This window comes from Streptomyces sp. NPDC004327, assembly GCF_042873935.1.
Classification (GTDB): domain Bacteria; phylum Actinomycetota; class Actinomycetes; order Streptomycetales; family Streptomycetaceae; genus Streptomyces.
Genome location: NZ_JBIAME010000010.1, coordinates 1 through 25,686, shown reverse-complemented (window position 1 = coordinate 25,686; position 25,686 = coordinate 1). Strand labels below are relative to the sequence as shown.

General features: G+C 73.3%; 26 protein-coding genes and 1 riboswitch. Of the genes, 15 read left to right on the top strand and 11 right to left on the bottom strand.

Going from position 1 to position 25,686, the window contains the following annotated elements; all coding sequences use genetic code 11:
- Positions 1–172: 172 nt before the first annotated feature.
- The 4 genes from ACFYU9_RS30200 to ACFYU9_RS30185 all read left to right on the top strand — a co-directional run bounded on the left by ACFYU9_RS30200 (position 173) and on the right by ACFYU9_RS30185 (position 5,670).
- A complete protein-coding gene (locus tag ACFYU9_RS30200) occupies positions 173–718 on the top strand; it encodes a beta-class carbonic anhydrase (protein ID WP_389216137.1) in 546 nt (181 codons plus the stop codon).
- A gap of 187 nt (positions 719–905) precedes the next feature.
- Positions 906–1,934 (top strand): AAA family ATPase, encoded by a 1,029-nt coding sequence (locus ACFYU9_RS30195; protein ID WP_389216134.1) that lies wholly within the window; start codon positions 906–908, stop codon positions 1,932–1,934.
- Positions 1,934–3,325 carry a DUF58 domain-containing protein gene (locus tag ACFYU9_RS30190; protein WP_389216132.1) on the top strand — a complete coding sequence of 464 codons (1,392 nt, stop codon included), beginning with the start codon at positions 1,934–1,936 and terminating at the stop codon, positions 3,323–3,325. The genes ACFYU9_RS30195 and ACFYU9_RS30190 overlap by 1 nt, the downstream gene beginning before the upstream one ends.
- Positions 3,322–5,670 carry a DUF3488 and DUF4129 domain-containing transglutaminase family protein gene (locus tag ACFYU9_RS30185; protein ID WP_389346805.1) on the top strand — a complete coding sequence of 783 codons (2,349 nt, stop codon included), beginning with the start codon at positions 3,322–3,324 and terminating at the stop codon, positions 5,668–5,670. Before ACFYU9_RS30190 ends, ACFYU9_RS30185 begins: the two co-directional genes overlap by 4 nt.
- 94 nt (positions 5,671–5,764) lie before the next feature.
- Here the strand turns inward: ACFYU9_RS30185 and ACFYU9_RS30180 are convergent, their stop codons facing one another.
- The 3 genes from ACFYU9_RS30180 to ACFYU9_RS30170 form a co-directional block, all read right to left on the bottom strand.
- On the bottom strand, positions 5,765–6,160 hold the full coding sequence (locus ACFYU9_RS30180; protein WP_389216127.1) for a DUF3040 domain-containing protein: 396 nt from the start codon (positions 6,158–6,160) through the stop codon (positions 5,765–5,767).
- A gap of 314 nt (positions 6,161–6,474) precedes the next feature.
- Positions 6,475–7,263: a class I SAM-dependent methyltransferase gene (locus ACFYU9_RS30175; protein WP_389346803.1), complete on the bottom strand. Its 789-nt coding sequence runs from the start codon at positions 7,261–7,263 to the stop codon at positions 6,475–6,477.
- 66 nt (positions 7,264–7,329) lie between these two features.
- On the bottom strand, positions 7,330–7,860 hold the full coding sequence (locus ACFYU9_RS30170; protein ID WP_389216121.1) for an SAV_6107 family HEPN domain-containing protein: 531 nt from the start codon (positions 7,858–7,860) through the stop codon (positions 7,330–7,332).
- Between the two features lie 150 nt (positions 7,861–8,010).
- On the opposite strand from ACFYU9_RS30170, the gene ACFYU9_RS30165 reads away from it, so the two are divergent.
- The 4 genes from ACFYU9_RS30165 to ACFYU9_RS30150 all read left to right on the top strand — a co-directional run bounded on the left by ACFYU9_RS30165 (position 8,011) and on the right by ACFYU9_RS30150 (position 13,469).
- Positions 8,011–8,997, top strand: coding sequence for an ATP-binding cassette domain-containing protein (locus ACFYU9_RS30165; protein ID WP_389346801.1), 987 nt, complete (start codon positions 8,011–8,013; stop codon positions 8,995–8,997).
- Positions 8,984–11,071, top strand: a complete 2,088-nt coding sequence (locus tag ACFYU9_RS30160) for a YhgE/Pip family protein (protein WP_389346799.1) — start codon at positions 8,984–8,986, stop codon at positions 11,069–11,071. The genes ACFYU9_RS30165 and ACFYU9_RS30160 overlap by 14 nt, the downstream gene beginning before the upstream one ends.
- Before the next feature lie 29 nt (positions 11,072–11,100).
- A complete protein-coding gene (locus tag ACFYU9_RS30155; RefSeq protein ID WP_389216112.1) occupies positions 11,101–11,709 on the top strand; it encodes a TetR/AcrR family transcriptional regulator in 609 nt (202 codons plus the stop codon).
- Positions 11,710–12,041: 332 nt separating this feature from the next.
- On the top strand, positions 12,042–13,469 hold the full coding sequence (locus ACFYU9_RS30150) for a phytoene desaturase family protein (RefSeq protein WP_389346797.1): 1,428 nt from the start codon (positions 12,042–12,044) through the stop codon (positions 13,467–13,469).
- A gap of 25 nt (positions 13,470–13,494) precedes the next feature.
- Here ACFYU9_RS30150 and ACFYU9_RS30145 read toward each other — a convergent pair whose 3' ends face one another.
- The 5 genes from ACFYU9_RS30145 to ACFYU9_RS30125 form a co-directional block, all read right to left on the bottom strand.
- Positions 13,495–14,337: a hypothetical protein gene (locus tag ACFYU9_RS30145; protein ID WP_389346795.1), complete on the bottom strand. Its 843-nt coding sequence runs from the start codon at positions 14,335–14,337 to the stop codon at positions 13,495–13,497.
- A 51-nt stretch (positions 14,338–14,388) separates the two neighbouring features.
- Complete coding sequence (gene metF / locus ACFYU9_RS30140) at positions 14,389–15,306, bottom strand: methylenetetrahydrofolate reductase [NAD(P)H] (RefSeq protein WP_389216104.1); 918 nt, start codon at positions 15,304–15,306, stop codon at positions 14,389–14,391.
- 91 nt (positions 15,307–15,397) lie between these two features.
- Entirely contained in the window at positions 15,398–16,048 is a 651-nt protein-coding gene (thiE, locus tag ACFYU9_RS30135) for a thiamine phosphate synthase (protein WP_389346793.1), read from the bottom strand.
- An 85-nt stretch (positions 16,049–16,133) separates the two neighbouring features.
- On the bottom strand, positions 16,134–16,508 hold the full coding sequence (locus tag ACFYU9_RS30130; protein ID WP_389216098.1) for an Rv2175c family DNA-binding protein: 375 nt from the start codon (positions 16,506–16,508) through the stop codon (positions 16,134–16,136).
- A 43-nt stretch (positions 16,509–16,551) separates the two neighbouring features.
- The gene (locus ACFYU9_RS30125) at positions 16,552–17,748 is read right to left on the bottom strand and encodes an NAD(P)/FAD-dependent oxidoreductase (RefSeq protein ID WP_389216966.1); all 1,197 of its coding nucleotides are present in this window, start codon (positions 17,746–17,748) and stop codon (positions 16,552–16,554) included.
- 156 nt (positions 17,749–17,904) lie between these two features.
- Positions 17,905–18,017, top strand: a riboswitch (TPP riboswitch).
- Here ACFYU9_RS30125 and thiO point away from each other — a divergent pair.
- From thiO to ACFYU9_RS30095, 6 genes are all read left to right on the top strand, one after another.
- Positions 18,015–19,208 carry a glycine oxidase ThiO gene (gene thiO / locus ACFYU9_RS30120; RefSeq protein ID WP_389346790.1) on the top strand — a complete coding sequence of 398 codons (1,194 nt, stop codon included), beginning with the start codon at positions 18,015–18,017 and terminating at the stop codon, positions 19,206–19,208. It overlaps the preceding riboswitch by 3 nt.
- Positions 19,205–19,423 (top strand): sulfur carrier protein ThiS, encoded by a 219-nt coding sequence (gene thiS / locus ACFYU9_RS30115; protein WP_389216093.1) that lies wholly within the window; start codon positions 19,205–19,207, stop codon positions 19,421–19,423. Before thiO ends, thiS begins: the two co-directional genes overlap by 4 nt.
- Before the next feature lie 5 nt (positions 19,424–19,428).
- Positions 19,429–20,223, top strand: coding sequence for a thiazole synthase (locus ACFYU9_RS30110; protein ID WP_389216090.1), 795 nt, complete (start codon positions 19,429–19,431; stop codon positions 20,221–20,223).
- Positions 20,224–20,326: 103 nt separating this feature from the next.
- A complete protein-coding gene (pknB, locus tag ACFYU9_RS30105) occupies positions 20,327–22,237 on the top strand; it encodes a Stk1 family PASTA domain-containing Ser/Thr kinase (protein ID WP_389216087.1) in 1,911 nt (636 codons plus the stop codon).
- Positions 22,238–22,243: 6 nt separating this feature from the next.
- Positions 22,244–23,113, top strand: coding sequence for a deoxyribonuclease IV (locus ACFYU9_RS30100; protein WP_389216084.1), 870 nt, complete (start codon positions 22,244–22,246; stop codon positions 23,111–23,113).
- A 45-nt stretch (positions 23,114–23,158) separates the two neighbouring features.
- Complete coding sequence (locus ACFYU9_RS30095; RefSeq protein ID WP_389346787.1) at positions 23,159–23,800, top strand: DUF4396 domain-containing protein; 642 nt, start codon at positions 23,159–23,161, stop codon at positions 23,798–23,800.
- Positions 23,801–23,813: 13 nt separating this feature from the next.
- On the opposite strand, the gene ACFYU9_RS30090 is transcribed toward ACFYU9_RS30095, so the two are convergent.
- Positions 23,814–24,458 carry a sulfite oxidase-like oxidoreductase gene (locus ACFYU9_RS30090; RefSeq protein WP_389216080.1) on the bottom strand — a complete coding sequence of 215 codons (645 nt, stop codon included), beginning with the start codon at positions 24,456–24,458 and terminating at the stop codon, positions 23,814–23,816.
- A 188-nt stretch (positions 24,459–24,646) separates the two neighbouring features.
- Here ACFYU9_RS30090 and bfr point away from each other — a divergent pair, with 188 nt between their 5' ends.
- Positions 24,647–25,123: a bacterioferritin gene (gene bfr / locus ACFYU9_RS30085; protein WP_132915621.1), complete on the top strand. Its 477-nt coding sequence runs from the start codon at positions 24,647–24,649 to the stop codon at positions 25,121–25,123.
- A gap of 11 nt (positions 25,124–25,134) precedes the next feature.
- Here bfr and ACFYU9_RS30080 read toward each other — a convergent pair whose 3' ends face one another.
- Complete coding sequence (locus tag ACFYU9_RS30080; RefSeq protein ID WP_389346785.1) at positions 25,135–25,443, bottom strand: bacterioferritin-associated ferredoxin; 309 nt, start codon at positions 25,441–25,443, stop codon at positions 25,135–25,137.
- A gap of 138 nt (positions 25,444–25,581) precedes the next feature.
- A partial coding sequence (locus ACFYU9_RS30075) for a 3-deoxy-7-phosphoheptulonate synthase (RefSeq protein ID WP_389216963.1) occupies positions 25,582–25,686 on the bottom strand: 105 nt, incomplete at its 5' end.

Below are 25,686 nucleotides of genomic sequence, written 5' to 3'. Positions count from 1 at the left end.
AACCGGCTGGCGCGTCGCGCGCTGCGGCGGGGGCGGACGGTCGTTTCGCGGGATTCACCCGGACGGACCCGTTTCCCGCCTCCTGTGGGTTCGCTCACAACAAGGTTCTATGGCGGACTTTGTCCGCTCTCACAGCAGGCTTGTCCACACGGTGACCATTACCTTCGGAGACATGTCGACCTCTGCGCACTCCACCGCCGAAGACGCGATAAAGACCGAGGGCACGGTCATCGACCGGTTCGTCCACGCCAACGCGCGTTACGCCGCCGACTTCACCGACCCCGGAATGGACGCCCGGCCCGTGCGCCGGGTGGCCGTGGTCGCCTGCATGGACGCCCGTCTCGACCTGCACGCCGCGCTCGGGCTCGAACTCGGCGACTGCCACACCATCCGCAACGCGGGCGGTGTCGTCACCGACGACGTCATCCGCTCCCTCACCATCAGCCAGCGGGCGCTGGGCACCCGCAGCGTGATGCTCGTGCACCACACCAACTGCGGCCTCGAGTCGCTCACCGAGGACTTCCGGCACGAGCTGGAGGACGAGGTCGGCCAGCGCCCGGCCTGGGCCGTGGAGGCCTTCCGCGACGTCGACCAGGACGTCCGCCAGTCGATGCAGCGGGTGCGCACCTCGCCGTTCCTGCCGCACATCGACGACGTCCGCGGCTTCGTCTTCGACGTGACGTCGGGCCTGCTGCGCGAGATCGACCCGGCGAACTGACGGAGCCGAGCAGACGATTCGCTCCGCCACAAGCCCTCAAACCCCGGCAATTCACCCGCAGTTATCCACAGGCGGGCCGGGGGCAAGTGACACGACCCGCTCGCGGCAACAAGAATGCACGGGTGACACCCCCCGGCCACCGTGCCGGGGGCAGGTGTCGGTGCTGCGAAGGGCCGAGGAGGGCCGGGTGACGACCTATGACGATCGAGCGAGCCTCGCTGATCTGACCACCACAGCGGAGCGGATCCGCCGGTCGGTGGAGGGTGTGATCGAGGGCAAGCCCGAGGTCGTACGTCTCGCACTGACCGTGCTCCTCGCCGAGGGACACCTCCTGATCGAGGACGTCCCCGGCGTGGGCAAGACCATGCTGGCCAAGACACTGGCCCGGTCCATCGACTGCTCGGTGCGCCGCATCCAGTTCACGCCCGACCTGCTGCCGTCGGACGTGACGGGCGTGTCGGTCTTCGACCAGCAGCGGCGCGAGTTCGAGTTCAAGCCGGGCGCGATCTTCGCCCAGATCGTCATCGGCGACGAGATCAACCGGGCCTCGCCCAAGACCCAGTCCGCGCTCCTTGAGTCCATGGAGGAGCGCCAGGTCACGGTCGACGGCCAGACCTACGAGCTGCCCAGCCCCTTCATGGTCGTCGCCACCCAGAACCCGGTGGAGATGGAGGGCACCTACCCGCTGCCCGAGGCCCAGCGCGACCGCTTCATGGCCAAGGTCTCCATGGGGTACCCGAGCCCCGACGCCGAGCTGAAGATGCTCGACGCGCACGGCTCGGTCTCCCCGCTCGACGACCTCCAGCCGGTCGCCCACGCCCATGACGTGCTCAAGCTCGTCGAGGCCGTGCGCGCGGTGCACGTCGCCGACGCCGTCCGGCGCTACGCGGTCGACCTGGTCGCCGCCACCCGCAACCACCCCGAGCTGCGGCTCGGTGCCTCCCCGCGCGCCACGCTGCACCTGCTGCGGGCCGCGAAGGCGTCCGCCGCGCTCAGCGGCCGGGAGTACGTGCTGCCCGACGACCTCCAGGCGCTCGCCGCCCCGGTGCTCGCCCACCGGCTGCTGCCCACCGCGCAGGCGCAGCTCGGCCGCCGCACGGCCGAGCAGGTCGTGCACGACATCCTCCAGCGCACCCCCGTCCCCGCCGCCGCGCCGCCCGCGCCGCAGGCCGGGCCGCTCTACGGCCAGCACCAGCCCGGCGGCCGGCGGCTGTGATGGGCACCGCCGCCGCTCCGCCGGCCCCGCAGGGGCATCCGCCCCAGGGCGAGGGGCAGCGGGAGGACGGCGACCGGGGCGGCCTGCGGGCCGCCCTGGGCGGGCTCACCACCCGCGGCCGGTCCTTCCTGGCCGCCGGGATCGCCGCCGCCGTCTGCGCCTACGTGCTCGGCCAGTCCGACCTGCTGCGCGTCGGACTGCTGCTCGCCGTGCTCCCGCTGATCTGCGTCGTCGTGCTGCACCGCACCCGCTACCGGGTCGCGGGCAGCCGCCGGCTCGCCCCGCAGCGGGTCGAGACCGGCGCCGAGGCCCGGGTCCACCTCCGCGTGGACAACGTCTCCCGCGTGCCCACCGGCCTGCTCATGCTCCAGGACCACGTGCCGTACATGCTGGGGCCGCGGCCCCGCTTCGTGCTCGACCGGGTCGAGGCCGGCGGCCGGCGCGAGGTGTCCTACCGGGTCCGCTCCGACCTGCGCGGCCGCTTCCCGCTCGGCCCGCTCCAGCTGCGGCTCAGCGACCCCTTCGGGATGTGCGAGCTGACCCGCTCCTTCAGCGCCCACGACAACCTCACCGTCATCCCGCGCACCGAGGCGCTGCCGCCGGTCGGGCTCGGCGGCGAGTCCTCCGGCTACGGCGACGGACAGCACCGGGCCCTCGCGCTCGCCGGCGACGACGACATCATTCCGCGCGCCTACCGGCACGGTGACGACCTGCGCCGGGTCCACTGGCGCTCCACCGCCCGCTACGGCGAGCTGATGGTGCGCCGCGAGGAGCAGCCGCAGCGCGCCCGCTGCACGGTGCTGCTCGACACCCGGGCCGTCGCCTACGAGGGCGGCGGACCCGACTCGGCCTTCGAGTGGGCCGTCTCCGGCGCCGCCTCCGTGCTCACGCACATGCTGGAGCGCGGCTTCTCGGTGCGGCTGCTCACCGACAGCGGCAGCACGGTGCCCGGCGAGGGCGCCGAGGGCTTCGCCGAGGCCGGCCGCTCCGTCGAGGGCGCCGCCGAGACCGGCGGGCTGCTCCTGGACACCCTCGCCGTCGTCGAGCACTCGGACGGGGCCGGGCTCTCCCGGGCGTACGACGTGCTGCGCGGCGGGCACGAGGGGCTCCTCGTCGCCTTCCTCGGCGACCTCGACGAGGAGCAGGCGGCGCTCACCGCCCGGATGCGGCAGCGGCACGGCACCGCCGTCGCCTTCGTGCTCGACTCCGGGACCTGGCTGACCGGCGGCGCCGTCGCCGGGGCGGTCGAGGACCGGGTGCGCCGGCTGTGCGAGGCCGGCTGGCAGGCGTTCGCCGTGGCGCCCGGCGCCCGGCTCGCCGAACTGTGGCAGCTCGCCGGCGGGGCCTCGGCGCAGGCTCCCGCGGCCGAAACGTACGGAGGCTGGTCATGAGCGGGCGCGGGCGGCTGACGCTTGCGGCCTTCGGCGCGACGCTGACGGCGTCCGCCGCGCTGCTGCCGCTGGTGAAGCCGGCGGACTGGATCCTCATCGCGGTCGTCGTGCTCGGCCTGCAGAGCGCCGTCGGACTGCTGACCCGCCGGGTGCCGCTGGCCCGGCCGCTGACGATCGCCGCGCAGGCACTCGTCACGCTGCTCGCGCTGACCGTGGCCTTCGCGCGCGAGGAGGCGGTCCTCGGCCTCCTGCCGGGCCCGGACGTCCTCGCCTCCTTCGGGAGCCTCTTCCAGGCCGGCGTGACCGACGTCGGCACGTACGCCATCCCGGCGCCGAACACGGCCGGCATCCGGCTGCTCCTGGTCACCGGCGTCGCCGTGGTCGGCCTGCTCGTGGACACGCTCGCGGTGACCTTCCGCAGCGCGGCCCCGGCGGGACTGCCGCTGCTCGCCCTGTACTCGGTGGCGGCCGGGCTCTCCGGCGGCGGCGCGGGCGGACTGCTGTTCCTGCTCGCCGCGGCCGGCTATCTGCTGCTGCTCCTGGCCGAGGGCCGGGACCGGCTGTCCCAGTGGGGCCGGGTCTTCGGCGGTGGCGGCGGCGAGGGCTCCGGCAAGGGCGGACCGGCGTCCGCGCCGGTGCGCACCGGGCGGCGGATCGGCGCGGTCGCCCTGGGCGTCGCGCTCGTGGTGCCGTTCGCGCTGCCCGGCCTGAGCGGGGGCTTCCTCGACGGCGGCAAGGGCGGGGGCTCCGGCAAGGGCAAGGGCGGGACGATCTCGGCGGTGAACCCGCTGGTCTCGCTCCAGGACAACCTGCGCCAGCCGGAGAACCGCGAGGTGCTGCGCTACCGCACCAACGCGCTCGACACGAGCGGCCTGTATCTGCGGCTCGTCGCCCTCGACCAGTTCGACGGCACCGCGTGGAAGTCCTCGGTCCGCCCGATCGAGGACGTGCCCGAGAACCTGCCCTGGCCCGACGGCCTGTCCTCCCGGGTCAGCGTCTCTGAGGTCACCACCAACCTGGTCGCCTCCACGGCGTACGAGCAGAAGTGGCTGCCCATGCCGTATCCGGCGGCGCGGGTCTCCATCAGCGGCGGCTGGCGGTACGAGCCGGCCGGCCGGATGCTCGTCGGCGACAACGGGCAGAACACCAAGGGCGCCCGCTACACGGTGACCAGCCTGGACGTGCGGCCCACCGCCGAGCAGCTGGCCGACGCCCAGGCCGCGCCGGACGCCCTGCGCCGCGAGTACACCCGCGTCCCGGCCTCGCTGCCGGCCGACGTGCGGTCCACGGCCCTGAAGGTCACCCGCGGGGCGCGCACCGACTACGAGCGGGCGGTGCGGCTGCAGGACTGGTTCGCCCGGGACGGCGGCTTCCGCTACGACGTGGACGTCAAGTCCGGCACCGGCGTGGAGGCGATCTCCCGCTTCCTGAAGGACAAGGAGGGCTTCTGCGTCCACTTCTCCTTCTCGATGGCGGCGATGGCCCGCTCCCTGGGCATCCCGGCCCGGGTCGCGGTCGGCTTCATGCCGGGCACCCCGCAGAGCGACGGCTCGGTCTCGGTCGGCATCCGGGACGCGCACGCCTGGCCCGAGCTGTACTTCGAGGGGACCGGCTGGACGCGCTTCGAGCCGACGCCGTCGCGCGGCTCGGTCCCCGAGTACACCCGCGACCGGTCCTCCGGCGGCGCGGCCACCCCGTCGGCGCAGCCCTCGGCCGGCCAGAGCGCCCAGCCCTCCGCGGCGCCCAGCGCCCAGGAGAGCTGCCCGCCGCAGGCCAGGAAGCTCGGCGAGTGCGGCCCGGACAAGGCGGCGGGCGCGGCGCTCGCGGGCGACGACGGCCTGCCCTGGACCCAGGTGCTCCTGGTGTCCCTGGCCGTGCTCCTCGTGCTGGCGCTCCCGCTGCTGCCCCTGCTCTGGCGCAGCCGCGTCCGGGCGGCGCGGCTCGGCCCCTCGGGCGGTGTCCTCGCCGTCTGGCGCGAGATCAACGACACCGCCTGGGACTACGGGATCCTCCCCGACGACTCCCGCACCCCGCGCAAGACCGCGGCGCGCATCTTCACCCTGGGCGAGCTTCCCCTCGACGCGGCCGACGCGCTGCACCGGGTGGCACGCGCGGTGGAGGAGACTCTCTACGCCCCGCGACCCCCGGCCGGCGCCGCCCTGGCCCCGGAGGCCACGGCCGTCCGCCGTGCGCTGCACACCGCGGCGTCGCGCCGGGCGCGGCTGCGCGCGGTGCTGCTGCCGAAGTCGGCGGCGCGGGTGGTCTGGGCGACGCGGGAGCGGTGGACCCGGGTGAGTGGCGCGTGGGCGCTGCGGATGCGGGCGCTGGTCCGCAAGCCCTCGTAGCCGGAAGGCGCAACCGACGACATGACGCGAGTGGGCCCGCACCTTTCGGTGCGGGCCCACTCGCGTCATGTCGTCGGTTGCGGTCCGGGCCGCGTCAGTGGTGGCCGCCCTGCTGCTCGTCGCGGCGGCGCTGCCAGCGTTCTTCGATGCGGGTCATCATGGAGCGGCGCTGCCGGGTGCGATGGCCGCCCGCGGTTCCCCGCAGGTGCTCGCCCGGCTTGGGGGCCTTGCGCCAGCCAGTGATCGCGAGGACCGCGCAGCCCAGCATGACGAGGAAGCCCACCACGCTGATCCAGATCTGCTGGGCGACCATTCCGGCCATGAGGAGCGCGATACCCACCAGGAAGCCGGCGACTGCCTGGTAGACCCGTCGCCGGGTGTACGTACGCAGCCCGCTTCCCTCGAGCGCTGTCGCGAACTTGGGATCTTCGGCGTACAGCGCTCGCTCCATCTGCTCGAGCATTCGCTGCTCGTGCTCCGAGAGCGGCACGGAGTCCTCCTAGTCGTCGGTCGCGGGGGCGACCGGTTAGCGGCCCTTTCAGGATAGGCAGGGAATCGCCCCCGTGAAACCCGCCCTCAATCCAAATCGCCAATCCGGGCCGCCATGCGGATCGGATGCTGAGGCGTTGATTCCCCAGCCCCCGGCCCGTCATGCCGGATGGTGTCTTCCGATCATACGGGGACAAGTCCCTGTTCGGCGGGGCTGTGGCGTACTCCATCCGCCGCCGCACCGCTGATCAGCGGGTATGCCGCCGCCCCGCAGCCGTGGCCGCGGGGCAGCGCCGTGCGAGTGGCGCGCGGGGCTCAGGCGTGCTTGGTGCCCAGGACGTGCAGCTGGGTGGCGATCGCCTGGAAGGACGGCAGCTCGGCGGCCGCGGCCTCCAGGCGGAGCAGGGCCTCGGCGGCGCCCGGTTCGGTGTCGACGAGGACGCCGGGCACGAGGTCGGCGAAGACCCGCACGCCGTGGACGGCGCCGACGTCGAGGCCCGCGTCGGCGGCCAGGACGGTGAGCTGCTCGGCGGTGAAGCGCCGCGGGACCGGGTCGCCCGCGCCCCAGCGGCCGTCCGGGTCGCTCAGCGCGGTGCGGGCCTCGGTGAAGTGGCCGGCGAGGGCGCGGGCCAGGACGGCACCGCCGAGGCCGGCGGCGAGCAGGCTGAGGGCGCCGCCGGGGCGCAGCGCGGCGGCCGCGTTGCGCACGCCCTCGGCCGGGTCGTCCACGTACTCCAGGACGCCGTGGCACAGGACGGTGTCGAAGCCCTCGCGGTCGACGACGTCGAAGAGCCCGCGGATGTCGCCCTGGACTCCGGTGACCCGGTCGGCGACGCCGGCCTCGGCGGCGCGCCGCTCCAGGGCGAAGAGCGCGTTGGGACTGGGGTCGACGACGGTGACCCGGTGGCCGAGGCGGGCCACCGGGACCGCGAAGTTGCCGGAGCCGCCGCCCGTGTCGAGCACGTCGAGGCCGTCCTGCCCGGTGGCCTTGACCCGGCGGTCGAGGGCGTCTTTGAGGACGTCCCAGACGACGGCGGTGCGCAGGGAGGCGCGCGACGGGCGCGAGGTCGCCTCTCGACCGGAGACGGCGGAAGGGTCCGACACGGCTGTTGACTCCTCGGTGACGGGGGCTTACGCCCCCACCCTATGGCCTGGGGCCGTGTCCCCCGATCATCCTGTGGCCTCCTCGGCGCCGGGCTGGCGCGGCAGCACCGGCTGGAGCACGAGCAGCCGCTCGACCAGGCGGAGGAAGTGGGCGGCGGCGCGGAGCAGGTCGTCGGCGTCGCGGCGGCTGGCGGCGCCGGTGATGCCGGCCTCGGCGCGGGCCCGGCGCTCGGCGCCGGAGGCGAAGAGGGCGCTCCATTCGGTGAGCTCGGGCGCTATCTCCGGGAGCACCTCCCAGGCGCTGCGGATCCGGGCCCGCTTGCGGGGGTCGCGCTCGGGCCGGCCGCGGGCGGCGAGCACGGCGGCGGCGGTGCGCAGGGCGGCGAGGTGGGCGGTGGCGTACCGCTCGTTCGGCACGTCGAGCGCGGCGGCCTCGTCGAGTCCGGCCGCGGCCTTGGCGAGCAGGTCGAGGGCGGCGGGCGGGGCCGAGGTGCGGCGCAGGACCGGGTGGATGTCGGACGCGGGTCCGAGCTGGGCGGGGGCAGGGCGACTTCCGGTGTGGCGCCGGGGCGTGGCTGCGGCGGAGTTGCCGGCCATGACGAGCCTCCTGTCGTCGGGTGACGGCGCTGTGGCCGTATGCGCTCATCGTGCACGGCACCACTGACAATCGCGCTGACCTGGGCTTTTGCCAGTTCGCCAACTCAGCGGTAACTTTTTGCACTGACTGGTCAGTTCAAAAGAGGGGGGATGGTGGAAGCGAACCACGGCGCCGCCGTCGTCGCGGACGGATTCGGACTGAAGGGCACGCGCGGCTGGGCGTTCCAGGGGATCGGCTTCGAGGCCGCCCCGGGCAGCCTGGTCGCCATCGAGGGTCCCTCGGGCTCGGGCCGCACCTGCCTGCTGCTCGCGCTCACCGGCCGGATGAAGGCCCAGGAGGGCCACGCCGAGGTCGCCGGGCTGCCGCTGCCCCGCAAGATGGCGGCCGTGCGCAGGATCAGCGCGCTCGGCCCCGTCCCGGGCGTCAGCGACCTGGACCCGGCCCTGACCGTCGCGGAGCACCTGCGCGAGCGGGTCATGCTCCAGCGCCGCTTCGACGGTTCCCTGAAGGCCCTGCTGCGCCCGCCGGCCGAGCGCCGCGCCGCCGCGCGGGCCCGGATCGACGAGGCACTGGCCGCCGCCGGGCTCGACCCGGCCACCCTGCCGAAGGGCGACCGCACCTCCGTACGGGACCTGGAGCGCCTGGAGGCGCTGCGCCTGTCGCTCGCGCTCGCCCTGATCGGCAAGCCCCGGCTGCTCGCCATCGACGACGCCGACCTCAAGCTCTCGGACGCCGACCGCGCCGAGGCGTGGGACCTGCTGCGGTCGATCGCCGCGGCCGGCACCACGGTCCTCGCCGTCTGCAGCGAGGCCCCCGAGGACGCCCTGACGGTCTCCACGGCCCCCGCCGCGAAGCAAGCGAAGCCCGCGAAGCAGGCCAAGCCCGCGAAGGCCGCCGCGCCCGCCAGGCACGCGAAGCCGACGGAGAAGGCCGAGCCCTCCGAGGCCGCGCCCGCCGAGGCCGAGCCCACGAAGCCGGCGCCCACGAAGGCCGAGCCCGCGAAGGCCGAGCCCGCCGGCACCGGCACCGCCACCGAAGCCGGCACCGCCACCGAAGACGGCACCGCCCCTGAGGACGGCACCGTCACCGCAAGCATCACGAAGTCCGGGAAGGGGGAGTCCGGTGCGCTCGCATAAGCTCGCCGCGCTCGAACTGAAGCGGTTCGGCAGGGGGAAGCTCCCGCGCGCCGCGCTCGTCGCGATCCTGCTGCTGCCGCTGCTGTACGGCGCGCTGTACCTGTGGTCGTTCTGGGACCCGTACAGCCGGCTCGACAAGATCCCCGTGGCCCTCGTCAACGCGGACAAGGGCGCCACCGCCGGCGGCCAGAAGATCACCGCGGGTTCCGACATCACGAAGAAGCTCCGCGACAGCGCCGTCTTCGACTGGCACGAGGTGAGCGACGACGAGGCCCGCGCGGGCGTCGAGGACGGCACGTACTACCTGTCCCTGACGATGCCCGCCGACTTCAGCGAGCGCATCGCCTCCAGCTCCGGCGACGCTCCCGAGACCGGCGCCCTGCAGGTCCGGACGAACGACGCCAACAACTACATCGTCGGCTCGATCTCCCGCACCGTCTTCTCCGAGGTGCGTGCCGCGGCCTCCACGAACTCCTCGCGCAAGTTCCTCGACAAGATCTTCATCTCCTTCTCCGACCTGCACGACGCCACGGCCGAGGCAGCCAAGGGCGCCGGCGACCTCAAGGAGGGCGTCGACAAGGCGAAGGCGGGCTCCAAGAGCCTGGCCGACGGCCTGAAGGACGCCAAGAAGGGCAGCGGCGAGCTGGCCGGCGGCATCCGGAAGCTCGACAAGGGCTCCAAGGACCTGCAGAACGGTGCCCGCCAGGTCGCGGGCGGCACCCAGCAGCTCGCCGACAAGGTGAACGGCACCGCCGACAAGGTCCGCCCCTACCTCGCCAACAACGGCAAGTCGATCCGCGACACCGCCCGCCTGGTCTCCGACTCGGCGACCGCCGTCCGGCACAACCTGGACGACCTGGTGCGCCGGGCCCCGATCGCCCGCAGCGCCGCCCACAAGGCCGACGAGGACCTGTCCGCGTACTACCGGACGCAGTGCGCGGGCAATCCGCTCGCCGACGCCAGGGGCTGCGAGCTGCTGAAGAAGGCCTCGGTCACCGCCGGCGACGTCTCGAAGATCGCCGACGACCTGAACGAGCTGACCAAGGACAGCAAGGGCGACCTGAAGACCCTGGACACCCGGCTCGCCAAGCTGAAGAAGGACGCCGACGAGCTGGCCCGGCGCGCCCCGCACCTGGACCAGGACATCGAGGGCGCGATCAAGAAGATCAACGAGCTGAACGCGGGCGCCCACAAGGTCGCCGACGGCGCCGAGAAGCTGCACACCGGCCTCAGCAGCGCCCGGTCCGGCTCGGCCGGCCTCGACACCGGTGTCGGCAAGCTGAAGAAGGGCGCCGGTCAGCTGGACGGCGGTCTGTTCAAGCTGGCGGACGGCTCGGGCCAGCTGGCCACCGGCCTCAAGGACGGCGTCGACAAGATCCCCGACTACGACAAGCAGGACCGCGACCACCGCACCGAGGTGATGGCCGACCCGGTCAAGCTGGCCGCCCAGTCGATGCACAAGGCGCCCAACTACGGCACCGGCTTCGCCCCGTACTTCATCCCGCTCTCGCTCTGGGTCGGCGCGATGGTCGCGTACATGATCATCCAGCCGCTCAACCGGCGCGCCCTCGCCGCCGGCGCCTCCGCCTGGCGGATCGCGCTCGCGGGCTGGCTGCCGGTCGCCGCGATCGGCGTGCTCCAGGTGGGCGCCCTGATGTCGGTGCTCCACTGGGGCCTCGGCCTGCAGATGGCCCGGGCCGCCGGCACCGTCGGCTTCCTCGTCCTGGTGACCTGCTGCTTCGCCGCCATCATCCAGTGGCTCAACGCCCGCTTCGGCGCGGCCGGCCGCATCCTGGTGCTCGCGGTCCTGATGCTCCAGCTCACCTCGGCGGGCGGCACCTACCCCGTCCAGACGAGCCCGGGCTTCTTCAACGCCATCCACCCGTACCTGCCGATGACCTACGTCATCGGGGCACTGCGCCGGCTCATCACCGGCGGCGGCCTCGGGCCGGTCTGGCAGGCGGTCGCCGTGCTCACCGCCTTCACCCTCGGCGCGCTGGCCCTGACCGCGGTATCCGCCCGGCGCAAGCAGGTGTGGACGCTGGACCGGCTGCACCCCGAACTGTCCCTGTGACAAGGACCGCCTCTGTGAGAATCGACGCCATGGACAGCAGCAGCACCAGACGGCAGGCCACCCGCGCCAAGCTCTACGAAGCGGCCGTCACCCTCATCGCGGAGCAGGGCTTCTCGGCGACCACGGTCGACGAGATCGCCGAGCGGGCCGGGGTGGCCAAGGGGACCGTCTACTACAACTTCAAGAGCAAGACGGAGCTCTTCGAGGAGCTGCTGCGGCACGGCGTGTCCCTGCTCGCCGCCTCGCTGCGGACGGCGGCCGAGGAGACCGCCGCCCGCGGCGGCACCCGGATAGAGGCGCTGGACGCGATGATCCGGGCCGGTCTGGTCTTCATCCAGCGCTATCCGGCCTTCACCCAGCTGTACGTGGCGGAGCTGTGGCGCACCGGCCGGGCCTGGAACTCCACGCTGCTGGTGGTCCGTCAGGAGGCCGTCGCGGTCGTCGAGAACGTGCTGCGCGAGGGCGTGGCGGCCGGTGAGTTCAGCGACGAGATCGACGTGCAGCTGACGGCGTCGGCGCTGGTCGGCATGGTCCTGGTGGCCGCGCTCGACTGGCAGGCGTTCCAGAGCGAGCGCTCCCTGGACGACGTGCACGCGGCGCTCTCGCGACTGCTGCACGGGCGCGTGCACGGCTGCTGACCGCCTCAGGACGCGCAGCAAACGAAAGAGACGCCGGTCCGGCGAGGCTCGATCCCCCCGAGCCTCGCCGGACCGGCGTGGTGTTTCCGCTCCCCCGCGCACCTGGGTGCGCCCCCCGGAGAGCAGTCCCCGTTTCCCCCGTGCCGGCAGGCACGCGACCCCGTTTCCGCCGCCCCGTGTCGGCGGTGCCGGAGCCGCGCCCCTTCCGTGCGGTCCACTCTCCCCTCCGCGCAGGTCACGGCCCATCCGTGCGGCTACTCATCTCGCCCTCTAGGTACGGGTACTCAGACCGGTCGGCGTCATTGTCGGCGGGGGCCGATAAGGTCCCTGGCATGGCACGGATTGTGGTGATCGGCGCGGGTCTCGGCGCCATGGCGGCAGCCGCCCGGCTCGCGGTGGCGGGCCATCGGGTGACGGTGTACGAGATCAACGCGACGTACGGCGGCGGGGTGCGCCGCCTGGAGCGCGACGGCTTCGGCTTCGACACCGGGCCGGGGCTGCTCCATCTCCCGGCCGTCTACCGCGATCTGTTCGTGAAGACGGGCAAGCAGCCGCTGGAGGAGTGCGTGACGCTCACCCAGGTCGATCCGGCGAGCCGTCATGTCTTCGCCGACGGCACGACGGTCGACCTGCCGAACGCCTCGCGGGCCGGCACGGTCGCCGCCCTGGACGCGGCGCTCGGCGCGGGCGCCGGCGAGCGCTGGGGCGATTTCCTGGGGCGGGCCCGTGAGGCCTGGGACCGCACCCGGCGTCCGCTCCTGGAGGAGCCGCAGGGCGCGGACACCACCGCGCTCGGCCGCGAGCCGTATCCGGCCCTCAAGGCGGGGCTGCTGCGCCGTCCGACGACCACGCTCGCCCAGGTCGGCGCCCGCGAGCTGCGCGACCCTCGGCTCGCCGCGCTCCTCGACTCGTACGCGTGGGGATACGGCTTCGACCCGGCCACGGCCCCCGCCTCGGCGGCCGTGCTGCCGTACATGGAGCAGACCTTCGGCAGCTGGTACGTGGCCGGCGGCATCCGGGCGCTCGCGGACGCGGTGTACGAGCGGTGCCTGCAGCGGCGGGTGGAGTTCGTCTTCGGCACCGAGGTCACCGAGGTCCTCCAGGAGCACGGCCGGGCGGTCGGGCTGAAGCTGGCGGGCGGCGAGACGGTGCGCGCGGACCACGTGGTCGCCGGCGCGCCCGTGCCGATGCTCTACCAGGAGCAGCTGGTCGGCTGGGAGCGGCAGGACGAGTGGCCGCGCTTCCAGCCGGTGCGGACGGGCCGGGTGACGGTCTGCCTGGCGCTGCGCGGCGCCCGGGAGCCCGGCGCGGTGCACCGCACGGTGGTGCACGCCACGGCGGACCTGCCGACCGTGACGGTGCTGCGGCCCGACGACCCGTCGCTGCGGCCCGACGACGACCACGAGTCGGTGACGGTCACGGCGACGGAGGGCGCCCTGTCGTCCTGGACGGAGTTCGCCGGGAAGATGCTGATACAGGCCGAGATGGTGGTGCCGGATCTGCGCGAGCGGCTGCTGTGGCAGGAGCTCCGCACCCCCGACGACACCCTTCTGGAGACGGGCGCGGCCGAGGTCCCGGGCCCGGCGCTCGCCGGTGACCGGGGCCGCTGGCTGCCGGCTGCGAACGCCTCACCGGTGCCCGGGCTCTACTTCGCCGGCGGCTGGTCCCACCCGGGCGGCGGGCTGGCCCACGCCGGGATGTCGGGCGCGCTGGTCGCCGGGCTGATCGTGGAGGGCGCCGGCTTCCGCGGCTCGCAGTGACCGGCGCCCCGCCGGGAGCCGAAGGCTAGTAGCGGTGCTGCTGGTCCTCGCCGTACCCGTACTGCTGCTGCGGCGGCTGCTGCTGGTGCTGCTGGTGCTGCTGGTCGGGGTACTGCTGCTGGTCGGTGTCGCGCTGCTGCGGGACCCAGATGCCGCCGGGCGGGGTGTCGTAGGTGTACGAGGGGGCGTACGGGTCGGCGTAGGGCTGCTGCTGGTAGGTGCCGTACTGCTGCCCCGCGTCGCCGTACTGCTGGCCGATGTACGGGTCGGAGTAGGCCGGGTACTGCTGCTGGCCGCCGGCGCCGTAGTCGTACGCGGGCTGCTGCTCGTAGCCGGCGTACGGGTCGGCGTGGCCGGTGTACTGCGGCTGCTGCTGGTCGTAGCCGGTGCCGGACGCGCCGTACACGCCGTAGGAGCCGGTGTCCTCGGGCATGGGCTCCGGCTCGTAGACCGCCGTGGTCTCGGCGGCCATGACCTCGGGGCCACTGGGACCGTCGGGGCCGTCCTCGTGGTCCGGTCCGCCGGCCGGCTCGTAGGCGAGGTCGCTGACCTCCAGCGTCGGGCCGGCCTTGGCCGCGGCGGAGCCCGCGCGGCGGCGCCGGCTGGCGCCCGGGCGGCCGCCGATGGCCCAGCCGGTGGAGAAGCCGCGGCGGAAGGAGAGGGTCACATAGGTCTGGCCGACGGCGAACGCGACGGCGCCGACCACGATGACGACGACGGACGGCACCAGGACGCCGACGACGACGCCGAGGAAGCCGCCGAAGGCGAGCAGCCGCCAGCGCAGGCGTGCCTTGTACTGCAGCAGCACCTCACCGAGCAGCCACAGCGCCACGACACCGAACGCGATGTAGAGGACCGTCCACCCCATGCCCGCCCCTCTCCTACGGCCTCCGCCGCGGGTAGGGGCGGGTACGGCCGGTCAGGACTGCTGGTGCAGTCCGAGATTCTCGTAGATCTCGAGCGTCGCCCTGGAGTTGTTGAGCGTGATGAAGTGCAGTCCGGGGACACCCTCGGAGAGCAGCCGCGCGCAGAACTCCGTCGCGAACTCGATGCCCATGGAGCGTACAGCGGCCGGATCGTCCTTGACGGCGAGGATGCGTTCTTTCACGTCGGCGGGGAAGAGGGCGTTACTGAGGGTGGGCAGCCGTTCCAGTGTCCGGAGGCTGACGACGGGCATGACCTCGGGGATGATCGGGGTCTCGCATCCGGCCTTCTGGACGCTGTCGCGCAGCCGCAGATAGGCCTCCGGGTCGAAGAACATCTGGGTGATCGCGTAGTCGGCGCCGGCCCGGCACTTGTCCACGAAGTGGCGGACGTCGGTGTCCCAGTCCTCCGAGCGCGGGTGCATCTCGGGGAAGGCGGCGACGCCCACGCAGAAGTCGCCGGACTCCTTGATCAGCCGGACCAGGTCGGCCGCGTAGTGGACGCCCTCCGGGTGCGCGACCCACTCGCCGAGCGGGTCGCCCGGCGGGTCGCCGCGGACGGCGAGCATGTTCCTGATGCCGGCGTCGGCGTACTGGCCGAGGATGTTGCGCAGCTCGGCGACCGAGTGGTCGACGGCGGTGAGGTGCGCGACCGGGGTGAGGGTGGTGTCGGAGGCGATCTTCTGGGTGGCCTTGACCGTGCCGCCGCGGGTGGAGCCGCCCGCACCGTAGGTCACGGAGACGAAGCTCGGCGCGACCGCCTCGATGCGGCGCATGGCGTCCCAGAGGCTCTGCTCGCTCTTCTCGGTCCGGGGCGCGAAGAACTCGAAGGAGTACGAGGTGTCGCCGGACGCGAGGATGTCGCGGACCGTGCGTGCGCGGTCCGAGCGGACGGAAGCGGTACCAAGGGCCATACGGGCAGGTTAGACGGGGTCCAAGCCACGGATAAAGCGGAGTCCGCCCTGTGGACACCTTTCAGGACAGCTTTGGCGGACATCCGGGTGGTCACACGGCGCGTTCGCGGACCCGCTTGGCGAGGGCGGCCGCGGCGGCGGCCGGGTCGTCGGCCTCGGTGAGGGCGCGGACGACCACGATCCGGCGGGCGCCGGCGTCGAGGACCTGGTCCAGGTTGCTCTCGTCGATGCCGCCGATGGCGAACCAGGGCCGGTCCTGGGCGAGTCCCGCCGCGTACCGCACGAGGTCGAGGCCGGGGGCGTGGCGGCCGGGCTTGGTGGGGGTGGGCCAGCAGGGGCCGGTGCAGAAGTAGTCCACGCCCGGCTCGGCGGCGGCCGCGGCCACCTCGGACTCGGCGTGGCAGGAACGGCCGATCAGCACCTCGTCGCCGAGGACGGCGCGGGCGGCGGGCACGGGCAGGTCGCCCTGGCCGAGGTGGAGCACGTCGGAGCCGATGGCGTGGGCGACGTCGGCCCGGTCGTTGACCGCGAGGAGCTTGCCGTGGCGGCGGCAGGCGTCGGCGAGGACGGCCAGGTGCTCCAGCTCCTCGCCCGCCTCCATGCCCTTGTCGCGGAGCTGCACGATGTCCACGCCGGAGGAGAGCACGGCGTCGAGGAAGGCGGGCAGGTCGCCCTGGCGCTTCCTGGCGTCGGTGCACAGGTAGAGCCGGGCGTCGGCGAGCTGTGCGCGGGACGTGGACATGGTGGTTCCCCCCGTCGGGTGGTCGGGGCCCGCGCGGCCGGTGTCCCGGCCGTGTGGGCCCCTGGTGGGTCGTCGGTGGTGCGTGTCAGACGGCGAGCGCCTGGGCGCGGCGCTTCACCTCCGTGCCGCGATTCTCGCCGAGGGCCTGCGCGGGCGTGCCCGGCAGGCTCGGGTCCGGGGTGAAGAGCCACTCCAGCATCTCTTCGTCGCTGAAGCCGTCGTCCCGCAGGAGCGTCAGGGTGCCGGCGAGGCCCTTGACGACCTTGCCGTCCTGGATGAAGGCGGCCGGCACCTGGAGGATCTTCTCGCCGGGGCGCACCTCTCGGCGCACGGCGATGAGCTGGCCTTCCTTGACCAGCTGCCGCACGCGCGTCACCTCGATGTCCAACATCTCCGCGATGTCGGGAAGGAAGAGCCAGGCGGGGACGAGAGCATCGGTCTTTGCGTCAATCTCGGTCACGGGACAAGCCTGCCATCCCGGACTGGCAGCCGGTAGTCGGGCCCTACCGGACTGCGGCCTTCAGAGGGACGGACGGGTCCGCGGCCCGCTCCGGGTCGACGGCGGCGCGCTGCTCGATCAGCCGCCGTCCCTGGGCCAGGTCGCGCGGCCGGCCGACCGCGAGCAGCGCCACCGGGACCTCGTCGCGCAGCCACAGCACGGTCCACGCCGGCTCGGCCGGGTCGCCGCGCCACAGCAGGGTGTCGGCGGCGGCGTGGTGTCCGGCGTACTGGACGAAGCGGCCGAACTGCTCGGACCAGAAGTACGGCACCGGGTCGTAGGCGGGGACGGTCCCGGCGGGCGCCCCGGAGACGGCGGCGACGATGTCGGCGGCGACCGTGCGCGGGCCCTGGAGGGCGTTGTCCCAGTGGTGCACGAGGAGCCGCTCGCCGTAGCGGGCGGACGGGAAGGAGGCGCAGTCGCCGACCGCGTACACGTCGGGCAGCGAGGTGCGCAGCCGGTCGTCGGCGCGGAGCGCGCCGCTCGGGTCGAGGGCGGCGCCGGAGCCGGCCAGCCAGTCGGTGTCGGGGCGGGCGCCGATGCCGACGACGACGGCGTCGGCGGCGATGCGGGTGGTGCTTCCGTCGGCCCCGGTGAGGACCACCCGGCCCTCCTCGACGCGCTCCACGCGGGCGGCGAGCCGGAGTTCGGTGCCGCTGTCGGCGTACCAGCCGGCCATCGGGGCGGTGACCTCGGCGGGCAGCGCGCCGGCCAGCGGCCGGTCGGCGGCCTCGACGACGGTGACGGCGCAGCCGGCCTCGCGGGCGGCGGTGGCGAACTCGGCGCCGATCCAGCCGGCGCCGACCACCACGACGTCGTGGCGGCGCGCGAGGACCTCGCCGAGCCGGGCGGCGTCGTCGAGGGTGCGCAGCAGATGGACGCCGGGGACGCCCTCGCTGCCGGGCAGGGTGAGCGGGCGGGCGCCGGTGGCGACGACGAGGGTGTCGTACGGGACGGGGCCGGCCTCGGTGTCGACCTCGTGGTCGCCGGGGCGCACTCCGGTGACCTCGACACCGAGGCGGAGTTCGACGCCGAGTGACTCGAAGTCGACGTCGAAGGCGGAGTCCTCGGCCTTGCCGAGGAGGACCGCCTTGGACAGCGGCGGCCGGTCGTAGGGCTGGTGCGGCTCGGCGCCGATGAGGGTGACGGGGCCGGTGAAGCCCTGTTCGCGCAGGGCGACGGCGGTCTGCACACCGGCCATTCCGGCGCCGGCGATGACTACGTGGTGGGGAACCTGCTTCTGCTCGCTCACCCGACCACCTTACGCATCTGACGCTCCGTCAGGAACCAGCGGGGAGGCCGCCGGGGCGAGAGGCCCCCTGCACCCACCCGGCGACGGCGGTTAGTCTGACCGGCGTAGAGCACTCGCGGGAGCCCGGACGCACCGGGCTGAGAGGGAGGCTGGCCGGCCTCCGACCGTACGAACCTGATCCGGGTCATGCCGGCGAAGGGAGGGGCTGGACGCCCATGTCGCGTACATCCGACAGGTCCGACACGTCCGGAACATCCGGCGCGCTCGACGTCCTCGTCATCGGGGGCGGGATCATCGGCCTGGTCACCGCCTGGCGGGCCGCGCAGCGCGGCCTGCGCACCGCGGTGGCCGACCCCGAACCGGGCGGCGGGGCCGCCCGGGTGGCGGCCGGCATGCTCGCCGCCGTCACCGAACTCCACTACGGCGAGGAGACCCTCCTCGGCCTCAACCTCGCCTCCGCCCGCCGCTACCCCGACTTCGTCGCCGAGCTCACCGAGGCGTCCGGCGGCCTGGACACCGGCTACCGCGCCTGCGGCACCCTCGCCGTGGCCCTCGACGCCGACGACCGCGCCCATCTGCGCGAACTCCACGCCCTGCAGACCCGCTGCGGGCTCACCTCGGAGTGGCTCAGCGGCCGCGAGTGCCGGCGCCTGGAACCGATGCTGGCGCCCGGCGTCCGCGGCGGGCTCCGGGTCGACGGCGACCACCAGGTCGACCCGCGGCGGCTCGCCGACGCGCTGGTGGCCGCGTGCGAGCGGGCCGGCGTGGTCTTCCACCGGGCCGTCGCCGAACGGCTCACGGTGGTACGGGACCGGGCCCGCGGCGCCGTCCTGGCGGGAGGCGCCGAGGTGACCGCCGACCAGGTGGTGCTGGCCGCGGGCAGCCTGAGCGGGCGGCTCGACGGCGTACCGGCCGAGGTCCTGCCGCCCGTACGGCCCGTGAAGGGACAGGTGCTGCGGCTGCGGGTGCCGCCCGCGTACGCGCCCTTCCTGTCCCGGACCGTCCGCGCGGTCGTCCGCGGCAGCCACGTCTACCTCGTGCCGCGCGAGAACGGCGAGCTGGTCGTCGGCGCCACCAGCGAGGAGCTGGGCTGGGACACCACGGTCACCGCCGGCGGGGTCTACGAGCTGCTGCGCGACGCGCACGAACTCGTCCCCGGCATCACCGAACTCCCGCTCACCGAGACCCGCGCCGGGCTGCGCCCCGGCTCCCCCGACAACGCGCCGCTGCTCGGCCCCAGTGCCCTGCCCGGGCTGCACCTGGCGACCGGTCACTACCGCAACGGGGTGCTGCTCACCCCGGTCACCGGCGACGTCATGGCGGAGGCCCTCACCACCGGCGCCCTGCCGGAGGAGGCCCGGCCCTTCACCGCCCGCCGCTTCTCCCCCGCACACCTGGAGCACGCATGAACGTGTCCGATTCCCTCACCGTGTCCGTGAACGGAGAGAGCCGGGTCCTGGACGGGCCCGTCCGTCTAGACGCCCTCGTCGCGACCCTCACCCGCGCCTCCTCCGGAGTGGCCGCGGCCGTCAACGAGACCGTGGTCCCGCGCGGCCGGTGGGCCACCACCCTGCTCGGCGACGGCGACCGGGTCGAGGTCCTCACCGCGGTCCAGGGAGGCTGAGCGCGATGTCCGACGACGTGTTCCTGCTCGGCGGCACGGAGTTCTCCTCCCGCCTCATCATGGGTACGGGCGGGGCGCCCAGCCTCGACGTCCTCGAACGCGCGCTGGTCACCAGCGGCACGGAGCTGACCACCGTCGCCATGCGCCGCCTCGACCCGACGGTGCGGGGCTCCGTGCTCTCCGTCCTCGACCGGCTCGGCATCCGCGTCCTGCCGAACACCGCAGGCTGCTTCACCGCCGGCGAGGCCGTGCTCACCGCGCGCCTCGCGCGCGAGGCGCTCGGCACGGAGTGGATCAAGCTGGAGGTCATCGCCGACGAGCGCACGCTGCTGCCGGACGGCGAGGAACTGCTCGCCGCGGCCGAGACGCTCGTCGACGACGGCTTCACCGTGCTCCCCTACACCAACGACGACCCGGTCCTCGCGCGCAAGCTGGAGGACGTCGGCTGCGCGGCGATCATGCCGCTCGGCTCGCCCATCGGCTCCGGCCTCGGCATCCGCAACCCGCACAACTTCGAGCTGATCGTGGAGCGGGCGGGCGTGCCGGTGATCCTCGACGCGGGCGCCGGCACGGCGTCCGACGCGGCGCTCGCCATGGAGCTGGGCTGCGCCGCCGTCATGCTCGCCTCGGCCGTCACCCGCGCCCAGGACCCCGTCCTCATGGCCGACGCCATGCGCCACGCCGTCGAGGCGGGCCGCCTGGCCCACCGCGCCGGCCGCATCCCCCGCCGCCACTTCGCCGAGGCGTCGTCGCCGGCGGACGGCCGCGCCCGCCTGGACCCGGAACGCCCGGCGTTCTGACGCCCGCGCGAGGCCCTCGTCACGGCGAGGGCCTCGTCACAGCTGCGCTGCAGTCCCGGCCGCGCGGGCGGGGGTGTCGTGGCGCCCTCGTAGACTCGACGCCGTGGACACGACCCTTCAGGACCCCCTCGCCGGGCGGCTGCTCGACGGCCGCTACCGCGTCGAGGCGCGCATCGCCGTCGGCGGGATGGCCACGGTCTACCGGGCCGTGGACACCCGGCTCGACCGGGTGCTCGCGCTCAAGGTGATGCATCCGGAGCTGGCGACGGACGCCGCCTTCGTGGAGCGGTTCATGCGGGAGGCGAAGTCCGTCGCGCGGCTCGCGCACCCCAACGTGGTCGGGGTGTTCGACCAGGGCGCGGACGGGGCGTACGTCTATCTGGCGATGGAGTACGTCGCCGGGTGCACGCTGCGGGACGTGCTGCGCGAGCGGGGCGCGCTGCGGCCGCGCGCGGCACTGGACATCCTGGAGCCGGTGCTCGCCGCGCTGGGCGCCGCGCACCGGGCCGGGTTCGTGCACCGGGACATGAAGCCGGAGAACGTCCTCATAGGGGACGACGGCCGGGTGAAGGTGGCCGACTTCGGGCTGGTCCGGGCCGTGGGCACGGCCACCGACACCACCGGCTCGGTCCTCGGCACCGTGTCCTACCTCGCGCCCGAGCAGATCGAGCACGGGACCGCCGACACCCGCGCGGACGTGTACGCGTGCGGGGTCGTCCTGTACGAGATGCTCACCGGCGCCAAGCCGCACTCCGGGGACACCCCGGCCCAGGTCCTCTACCAGCACCTGAACACCGACGTGCCCGCCCCCTCCGCCGACGTCCCCGGCCTCGCCGGTGAGCTGGACGCGCTGGTGGCGGCCGCCACGGCCCGCGACCCCGAGCTGCGGCCGTACGACGCGGTCGCGCTGCTCGCGCGGGTCCGCGAGGCCCGCGCCGGGCTCGGCGAGGAGCAGCTGGACGCCGCACCGCCGCGCGAGCGGGCCCAGGCCCCGGCCCCGGAGGGCTCCGGCCCCGAGGACCGGACCAGCGTCATCCCGCGGATCCGGCCGCTGCCGGTCGAGCACACCAGCGTGCTCCCGACGCCGGTCCCGGCGCCCGCGACCGCGACCGCGCCGGCTCGCCGCCGGCCGCGCGGCCCCTTCCTGATCGTCGCCGCCGTCCTGCTCGCCCTCGGCATCGGCACCGGCGTCTGGTACATCAACGCCGGCCAGTTCACCCGCGTCCCCGCCGTCCTCGGCCAGTCCGAGGCCCAGGCCACCAAGCGGCTCACCGCCGCCGGTCTGGACGTCGGCACGACGAAGCGCGACTTCAGCGACGTGTACGAGCGCGGCACGGTGATGGCCGTCGACCCCGCGCCCGGCGAACGGATCCGCGGCAACGGCCGGGTGACGCTCACCCTGTCCCGCGGCCCGAAGGTCGTGAAGGTCCCGAACCTCAAGGGCATACCGCTCGCCGAGGCGAAGCGGCGGCTCGCCGACGAGGGCCTGGCGCCCGGCGTGATCACCTACGACTTCAGCGAATCCGTCGCCCAGGGCGCGGTCGCCGGCTCCGACCCGGAGCCCGGCACCGAGCGCGCCCCGGACTCGGCCGTCGCCCTCGTCGTCAGCAAGGGCGTGCCCATCGAGGTCCCGGACGTCACGGGCGAGTCGGTCGAGGACGCCACGGCCACCCTCCAGGACGCCGGCCTGAAGGTGACGGTCGCCGCCGAGCGGGTCAACTCGCCCGAGGACGACGGCACGGTCGCCGCGCAGTCCCTCGCCCAGGGCAGCCGGGCCGCCAAGGGCGACACGGTCACCCTCACCGTCTCCAAGGGCCCGAAGCAGGTCGAGGTCCCGGACGTCGTCGGCATGAAGACGGCGGAGGCCAAGCAGGAGCTGGAGGACGCCGGCTTCGAGGTGAAGGTCGAGAAGACCTTCCCGTTCCTCGGCGACACCGTCTCGGGCCAGTCCGTCGAAGGCGGTTCGACCGCTGCCGAGGGCTCTGCCGTCACCCTCACGATCAAGGGACTGTAAGCACCCATGCGCAACCCCGTCGGCGGCCATGTCCCCGTGGCCGGCGGCCTCGCCACCACCGGTCTCGGCTACGCGCGCGAGCTGGGCGCCGAGACCGTGCAGGTCTTCGTCGCCAACCCGCGCGGCTGGGCCACCCCGCCCGGCAACCCGGCCCAGGACGAGAGGTTCCGGGCCGAATGCGAGGCCGAGGGCCTGTCGGCCTGGGTGCACGCCCCGTACCTGATCAACTTCGGCTCGCACACCGAGGCCACCGTGGAGAAGTCGGTGGAGTCGATGCGCCACTCGCTGCGCCGCGGCCGGCAGATCGGCGCCAAGGGAGTGGTCGTGCACACGGGCTCGGCGACCGGGGGCCGGCCGCGCGCGCAGGCGCTGGCGCAGGTACGGGAGCGGGTGCTGCCGCTGCTCGACGAGCTGACGCACGACGACGACCCGTTCCTGCTCCTGGAGTCGACGGCCGGGCAGGGCTCCTCGCTCTGTTCGCGGGCGGAGGACTTCGGTCCGTACTTCGACGCGCTCGACCGCCATCCGAAGCTCGGCATATGCCTCGACACCTGTCACATCTTCGCCGCGGGCCACGACCTGACCGGTCCGCACGGCGCCCACCAGACGCTCGACCAGCTGGTGTCGGTGGTCGGCGAGGGCCGGCTGAAGCTGATCCACGCCAACGACTCGCAGGAGGCCGTGGGCGCGCACAAGGACCGGCACGCCAACATCGGCGCAGGTCACATCGGTGAGGACGCCTTCCGGAATCTGCTGGGGCATCCGGCCACGGACGGCGTACCGTTGATCATCGAGACGCCCGGCGGGACGCCGGGCCACAAGGCGGACGTGGAACTACTAAAGAAACTCGTTGAGGAATACCCCGTAGGGGTATAGCGTTCCGGAGCACGCAGGAACGCTTATCCACGCACGGGGGCATCCATGGAGCACGACGCACACGCCCATCACGAGCAGCACGCCGCCACCGCCCACGAGGGTCACGAGCACCACGCACAGCACCAGGGGCACGAAGGCCACGCGGGTCACGAAGGCCACGAGGGTCACGCGGGCCACCACCAGGGGCACGAGGGTCACGAGGGTCACGCGGGCCACGAGGGTCACCACGCCCATCACGGTCACGGCGCGGGCCCGGTCAGCTGGTCCATGGCCGCCCAGGCCACGCTGCACTGCCTCACCGGCTGCGCCATCGGCGAGGTGCTCGGCATGATCGTCGGCACCGCGTTCGGCTGGGGCAACATGCCGACGATGGTGCTCGCCATCATCCTGGCGTTCTTCTTCGGCTACACCCTCACCCTGCGCGGCATCCTCAAGGCCGGCGTCGACTTCAGGACCGCGTTCAAGGTCGCGCTCGCCGCCGACACCCTGTCCATCGCCGTCATGGAGATCATCGACAACGGCGTGATCGCGCTGTGGCCGGGTGCCATGGACGCGCACCTCACCGACGCGCTGTTCTGGATCACCCTGGCGATCTCGCTCTTCGTCGCCTTCGTCCTGACCACGCCGGTCAACAAGTGGATGATCGGCCGCGGCAAGGGCCACGCCGTCGTCCACCAGTACCACTGAGGGTTCTCGACCCTCAGAGCTCAGGGCCGTCGCCCGGCTCCTCCTGGTACGAGTAGCGCTGCTCCGTCCACGGGTCACCGATGTTGTGATAGCCGCGCTCTTCCCAGAAGCCACGCCGGTCGGCGGCCATGTACTCCACGCCCCGCACCCACTTCGGGCCCTTCCAGGCATAGAGGTGCGGGACCACGAGCCGCAGCGGGAAGCCGTGCTCCGCTGTGAGCAGCTCGCCGTCCTTGTGGGTGGCGAAGATCGTGCGCTCGTCGGCGAAGTCGGAGAGGCGCATGTTGGCGCTGTAGCCGTACTCCGCCCAGACCATGACATGCGTGGCGCCGGCCGCGGGCGGGGCCAGTTCCAGGATCGTGCGGGCGGGGACACCGCCCCATTCGGCCCCCAGCATGCTGAACTTCGTCACGCAGTGCAGATCCGCCACGACGGTGGCGAAGGGCAGCGCCGAGAACTCCTCGTGGTTCCAGCAGCGCTTGTCGCCGTCCGCGGTCGCGCCGAAGACCCGGAACTCCCAGCGATCCGGCTTGAAGCGGGGAACGGGACCGTAGTGGGTGACCGGCCAGCCGCGCTGGAGCCGCTGTCCCGGCGGCAGATCCGTCGCCGCCACCGCTGCTGCTTCCTCCCGGCGATCTCCGCCCTCCGGCTGACCCATGTCATCCATGGTGACAGACCGCGAGGGGTGGTCATGACCAGCCATGCACCGACATCCCGGGGATATTCTGACGATTGGGACAACTGCCGGTAAGCCTGTACTTACTGGACGCGACCTCCGGCCGCTGCAAGGATGCGGCCATCCTGCCCAGTGGCGGCACCGACATGGCGTGGAAGGATTCCGAAGCGATGCAGGGCGACCCCGAGGTCCTCGAGTTCCTCAACGAGCAGCTGACCGGCGAGCTGACCGCGATCAACCAGTACTGGCTGCACTACCGCATCCAGGACAACAAGGGCTGGACGAAGCTCGCGAAGTACACCCGCGAAGAGTCCATCGACGAGATGAAGCACGCGGACAAGCTGACCGAGCGCATCCTCATGCTGGACGGCCTGCCCAACTACCAGCGCCTCTTCCACGTCCGGGTGGGCCAGACGGTCAAGGAGATGTTCGAGGCCGACCGGCAGGTCGAGGTGGAGGCGATCGACCGGCTCCGGCGCGGGATCGAGGTCATGCGGGCCAAGGGCGACGTCACCTCGGCCAACCTCTTCGAGGAGATCCTGGCGGACGAGGAGCACCACATCGACTACCTCGACACGCAGCTGGAGCTGATCGAGCAGCTGGGCGAGGCGCTGTACTGCTCGACGCTCATCGAGCAGCCGAGCTGATCCCGGCGGGGCTAGGCGGCTTCCGGCAGCGGGACGGCCTCGACGATCCCGGTCACCTCGACCACGCCGACGGCCTCGACCACGCCGGCGACCTCGGCGGCCTCGGCCGTCAGGGCCGGGCGGCCCTGGTCCACCAGCTCCCGTCGCGGGCAGTTGCCGCGCCCGAGGATGGCCTGAATCCGACGTACGCACGAGCCACAGTCCGTGCCCGCTTTGCAGGCGGAGGCGATCTGGCGGGGCGTGCAGGCGCCGGCCTCCGCGTGCTCCTTGACCTGCTTCTCCGTGACTGCGAAGCATGAGCAGACGTACACGCGGTTCACCTCCCGCCGATTGATCGATAAGGCTAACCTAACCTTACCCGGCGGGTCGGTGGCCGAAAAGCCCTTCCTACGAGAGTGGGGCGCGGATCACAAGGATCCGCGCCCCACTCTCGTAGCTATCTACCGACTGATCGCGCCCTACTGGTCGCGGTACATCTCGGCGACGAGGAAGGCCAGGTCGAGGGACTGGCTGCGGTTGAGCCGCGGGTCGCAGGCCGTCTCGTAGCGCTGGTGGAGGTCGTC

What these genes read in the sequence shown, in the direction of transcription:
- ACFYU9_RS30170 (WP_389216121.1), bottom strand. Translation starts at nt 7,860, where the DNA reads ATGGCCGGCAACTCCGCCGCAGCCACGCCCCGGCGCCACACCGGAAGT.
- ACFYU9_RS30100 (WP_389216084.1), top strand. Translation starts at nt 22,244, where the DNA reads ATGCGCAACCCCGTCGGCGGCCATGTCCCCGTGGCCGGCGGCCTCGCC.
- thiS (WP_389216093.1), top strand. Translation starts at nt 19,205, where the DNA reads ATGAACGTGTCCGATTCCCTCACCGTGTCCGTGAACGGAGAGAGCCGG.
- ACFYU9_RS30200 (WP_389216137.1), top strand. Translation starts at nt 173, where the DNA reads ATGTCGACCTCTGCGCACTCCACCGCCGAAGACGCGATAAAGACCGAG.
- ACFYU9_RS30125 (WP_389216966.1), bottom strand. Translation starts at nt 17,748, where the DNA reads ATGGCCGGTGTGCAGACCGCCGTCGCCCTGCGCGAACAGGGCTTCACC.
- ACFYU9_RS30190 (WP_389216132.1), top strand. Translation starts at nt 1,934, where the DNA reads ATGGGCACCGCCGCCGCTCCGCCGGCCCCGCAGGGGCATCCGCCCCAG.
- ACFYU9_RS30110 (WP_389216090.1), top strand. Translation starts at nt 19,429, where the DNA reads ATGTCCGACGACGTGTTCCTGCTCGGCGGCACGGAGTTCTCCTCCCGC.
- ACFYU9_RS30090 (WP_389216080.1), bottom strand. Translation starts at nt 24,458, where the DNA reads ATGGGTCAGCCGGAGGGCGGAGATCGCCGGGAGGAAGCAGCAGCGGTG.
- ACFYU9_RS30145 (WP_389346795.1), bottom strand. Translation starts at nt 14,337, where the DNA reads ATGGGGTGGACGGTCCTCTACATCGCGTTCGGTGTCGTGGCGCTGTGG.
- ACFYU9_RS30095 (WP_389346787.1), top strand. Translation starts at nt 23,159, where the DNA reads ATGGAGCACGACGCACACGCCCATCACGAGCAGCACGCCGCCACCGCC.
- thiE (WP_389346793.1), bottom strand. Translation starts at nt 16,048, where the DNA reads ATGTCCACGTCCCGCGCACAGCTCGCCGACGCCCGGCTCTACCTGTGC.
- ACFYU9_RS30155 (WP_389216112.1), top strand. Translation starts at nt 11,101, where the DNA reads ATGGACAGCAGCAGCACCAGACGGCAGGCCACCCGCGCCAAGCTCTAC.
- ACFYU9_RS30150 (WP_389346797.1), top strand. Translation starts at nt 12,042, where the DNA reads ATGGCACGGATTGTGGTGATCGGCGCGGGTCTCGGCGCCATGGCGGCA.
- metF (WP_389216104.1), bottom strand. Translation starts at nt 15,306, where the DNA reads ATGGCCCTTGGTACCGCTTCCGTCCGCTCGGACCGCGCACGCACGGTC.
- thiO (WP_389346790.1), top strand. Translation starts at nt 18,015, where the DNA reads ATGTCGCGTACATCCGACAGGTCCGACACGTCCGGAACATCCGGCGCG.
- bfr (WP_132915621.1), top strand. Translation starts at nt 24,647, where the DNA reads ATGCAGGGCGACCCCGAGGTCCTCGAGTTCCTCAACGAGCAGCTGACC.
- ACFYU9_RS30185 (WP_389346805.1), top strand. Translation starts at nt 3,322, where the DNA reads ATGAGCGGGCGCGGGCGGCTGACGCTTGCGGCCTTCGGCGCGACGCTG.
- ACFYU9_RS30165 (WP_389346801.1), top strand. Translation starts at nt 8,011, where the DNA reads ATGGTGGAAGCGAACCACGGCGCCGCCGTCGTCGCGGACGGATTCGGA.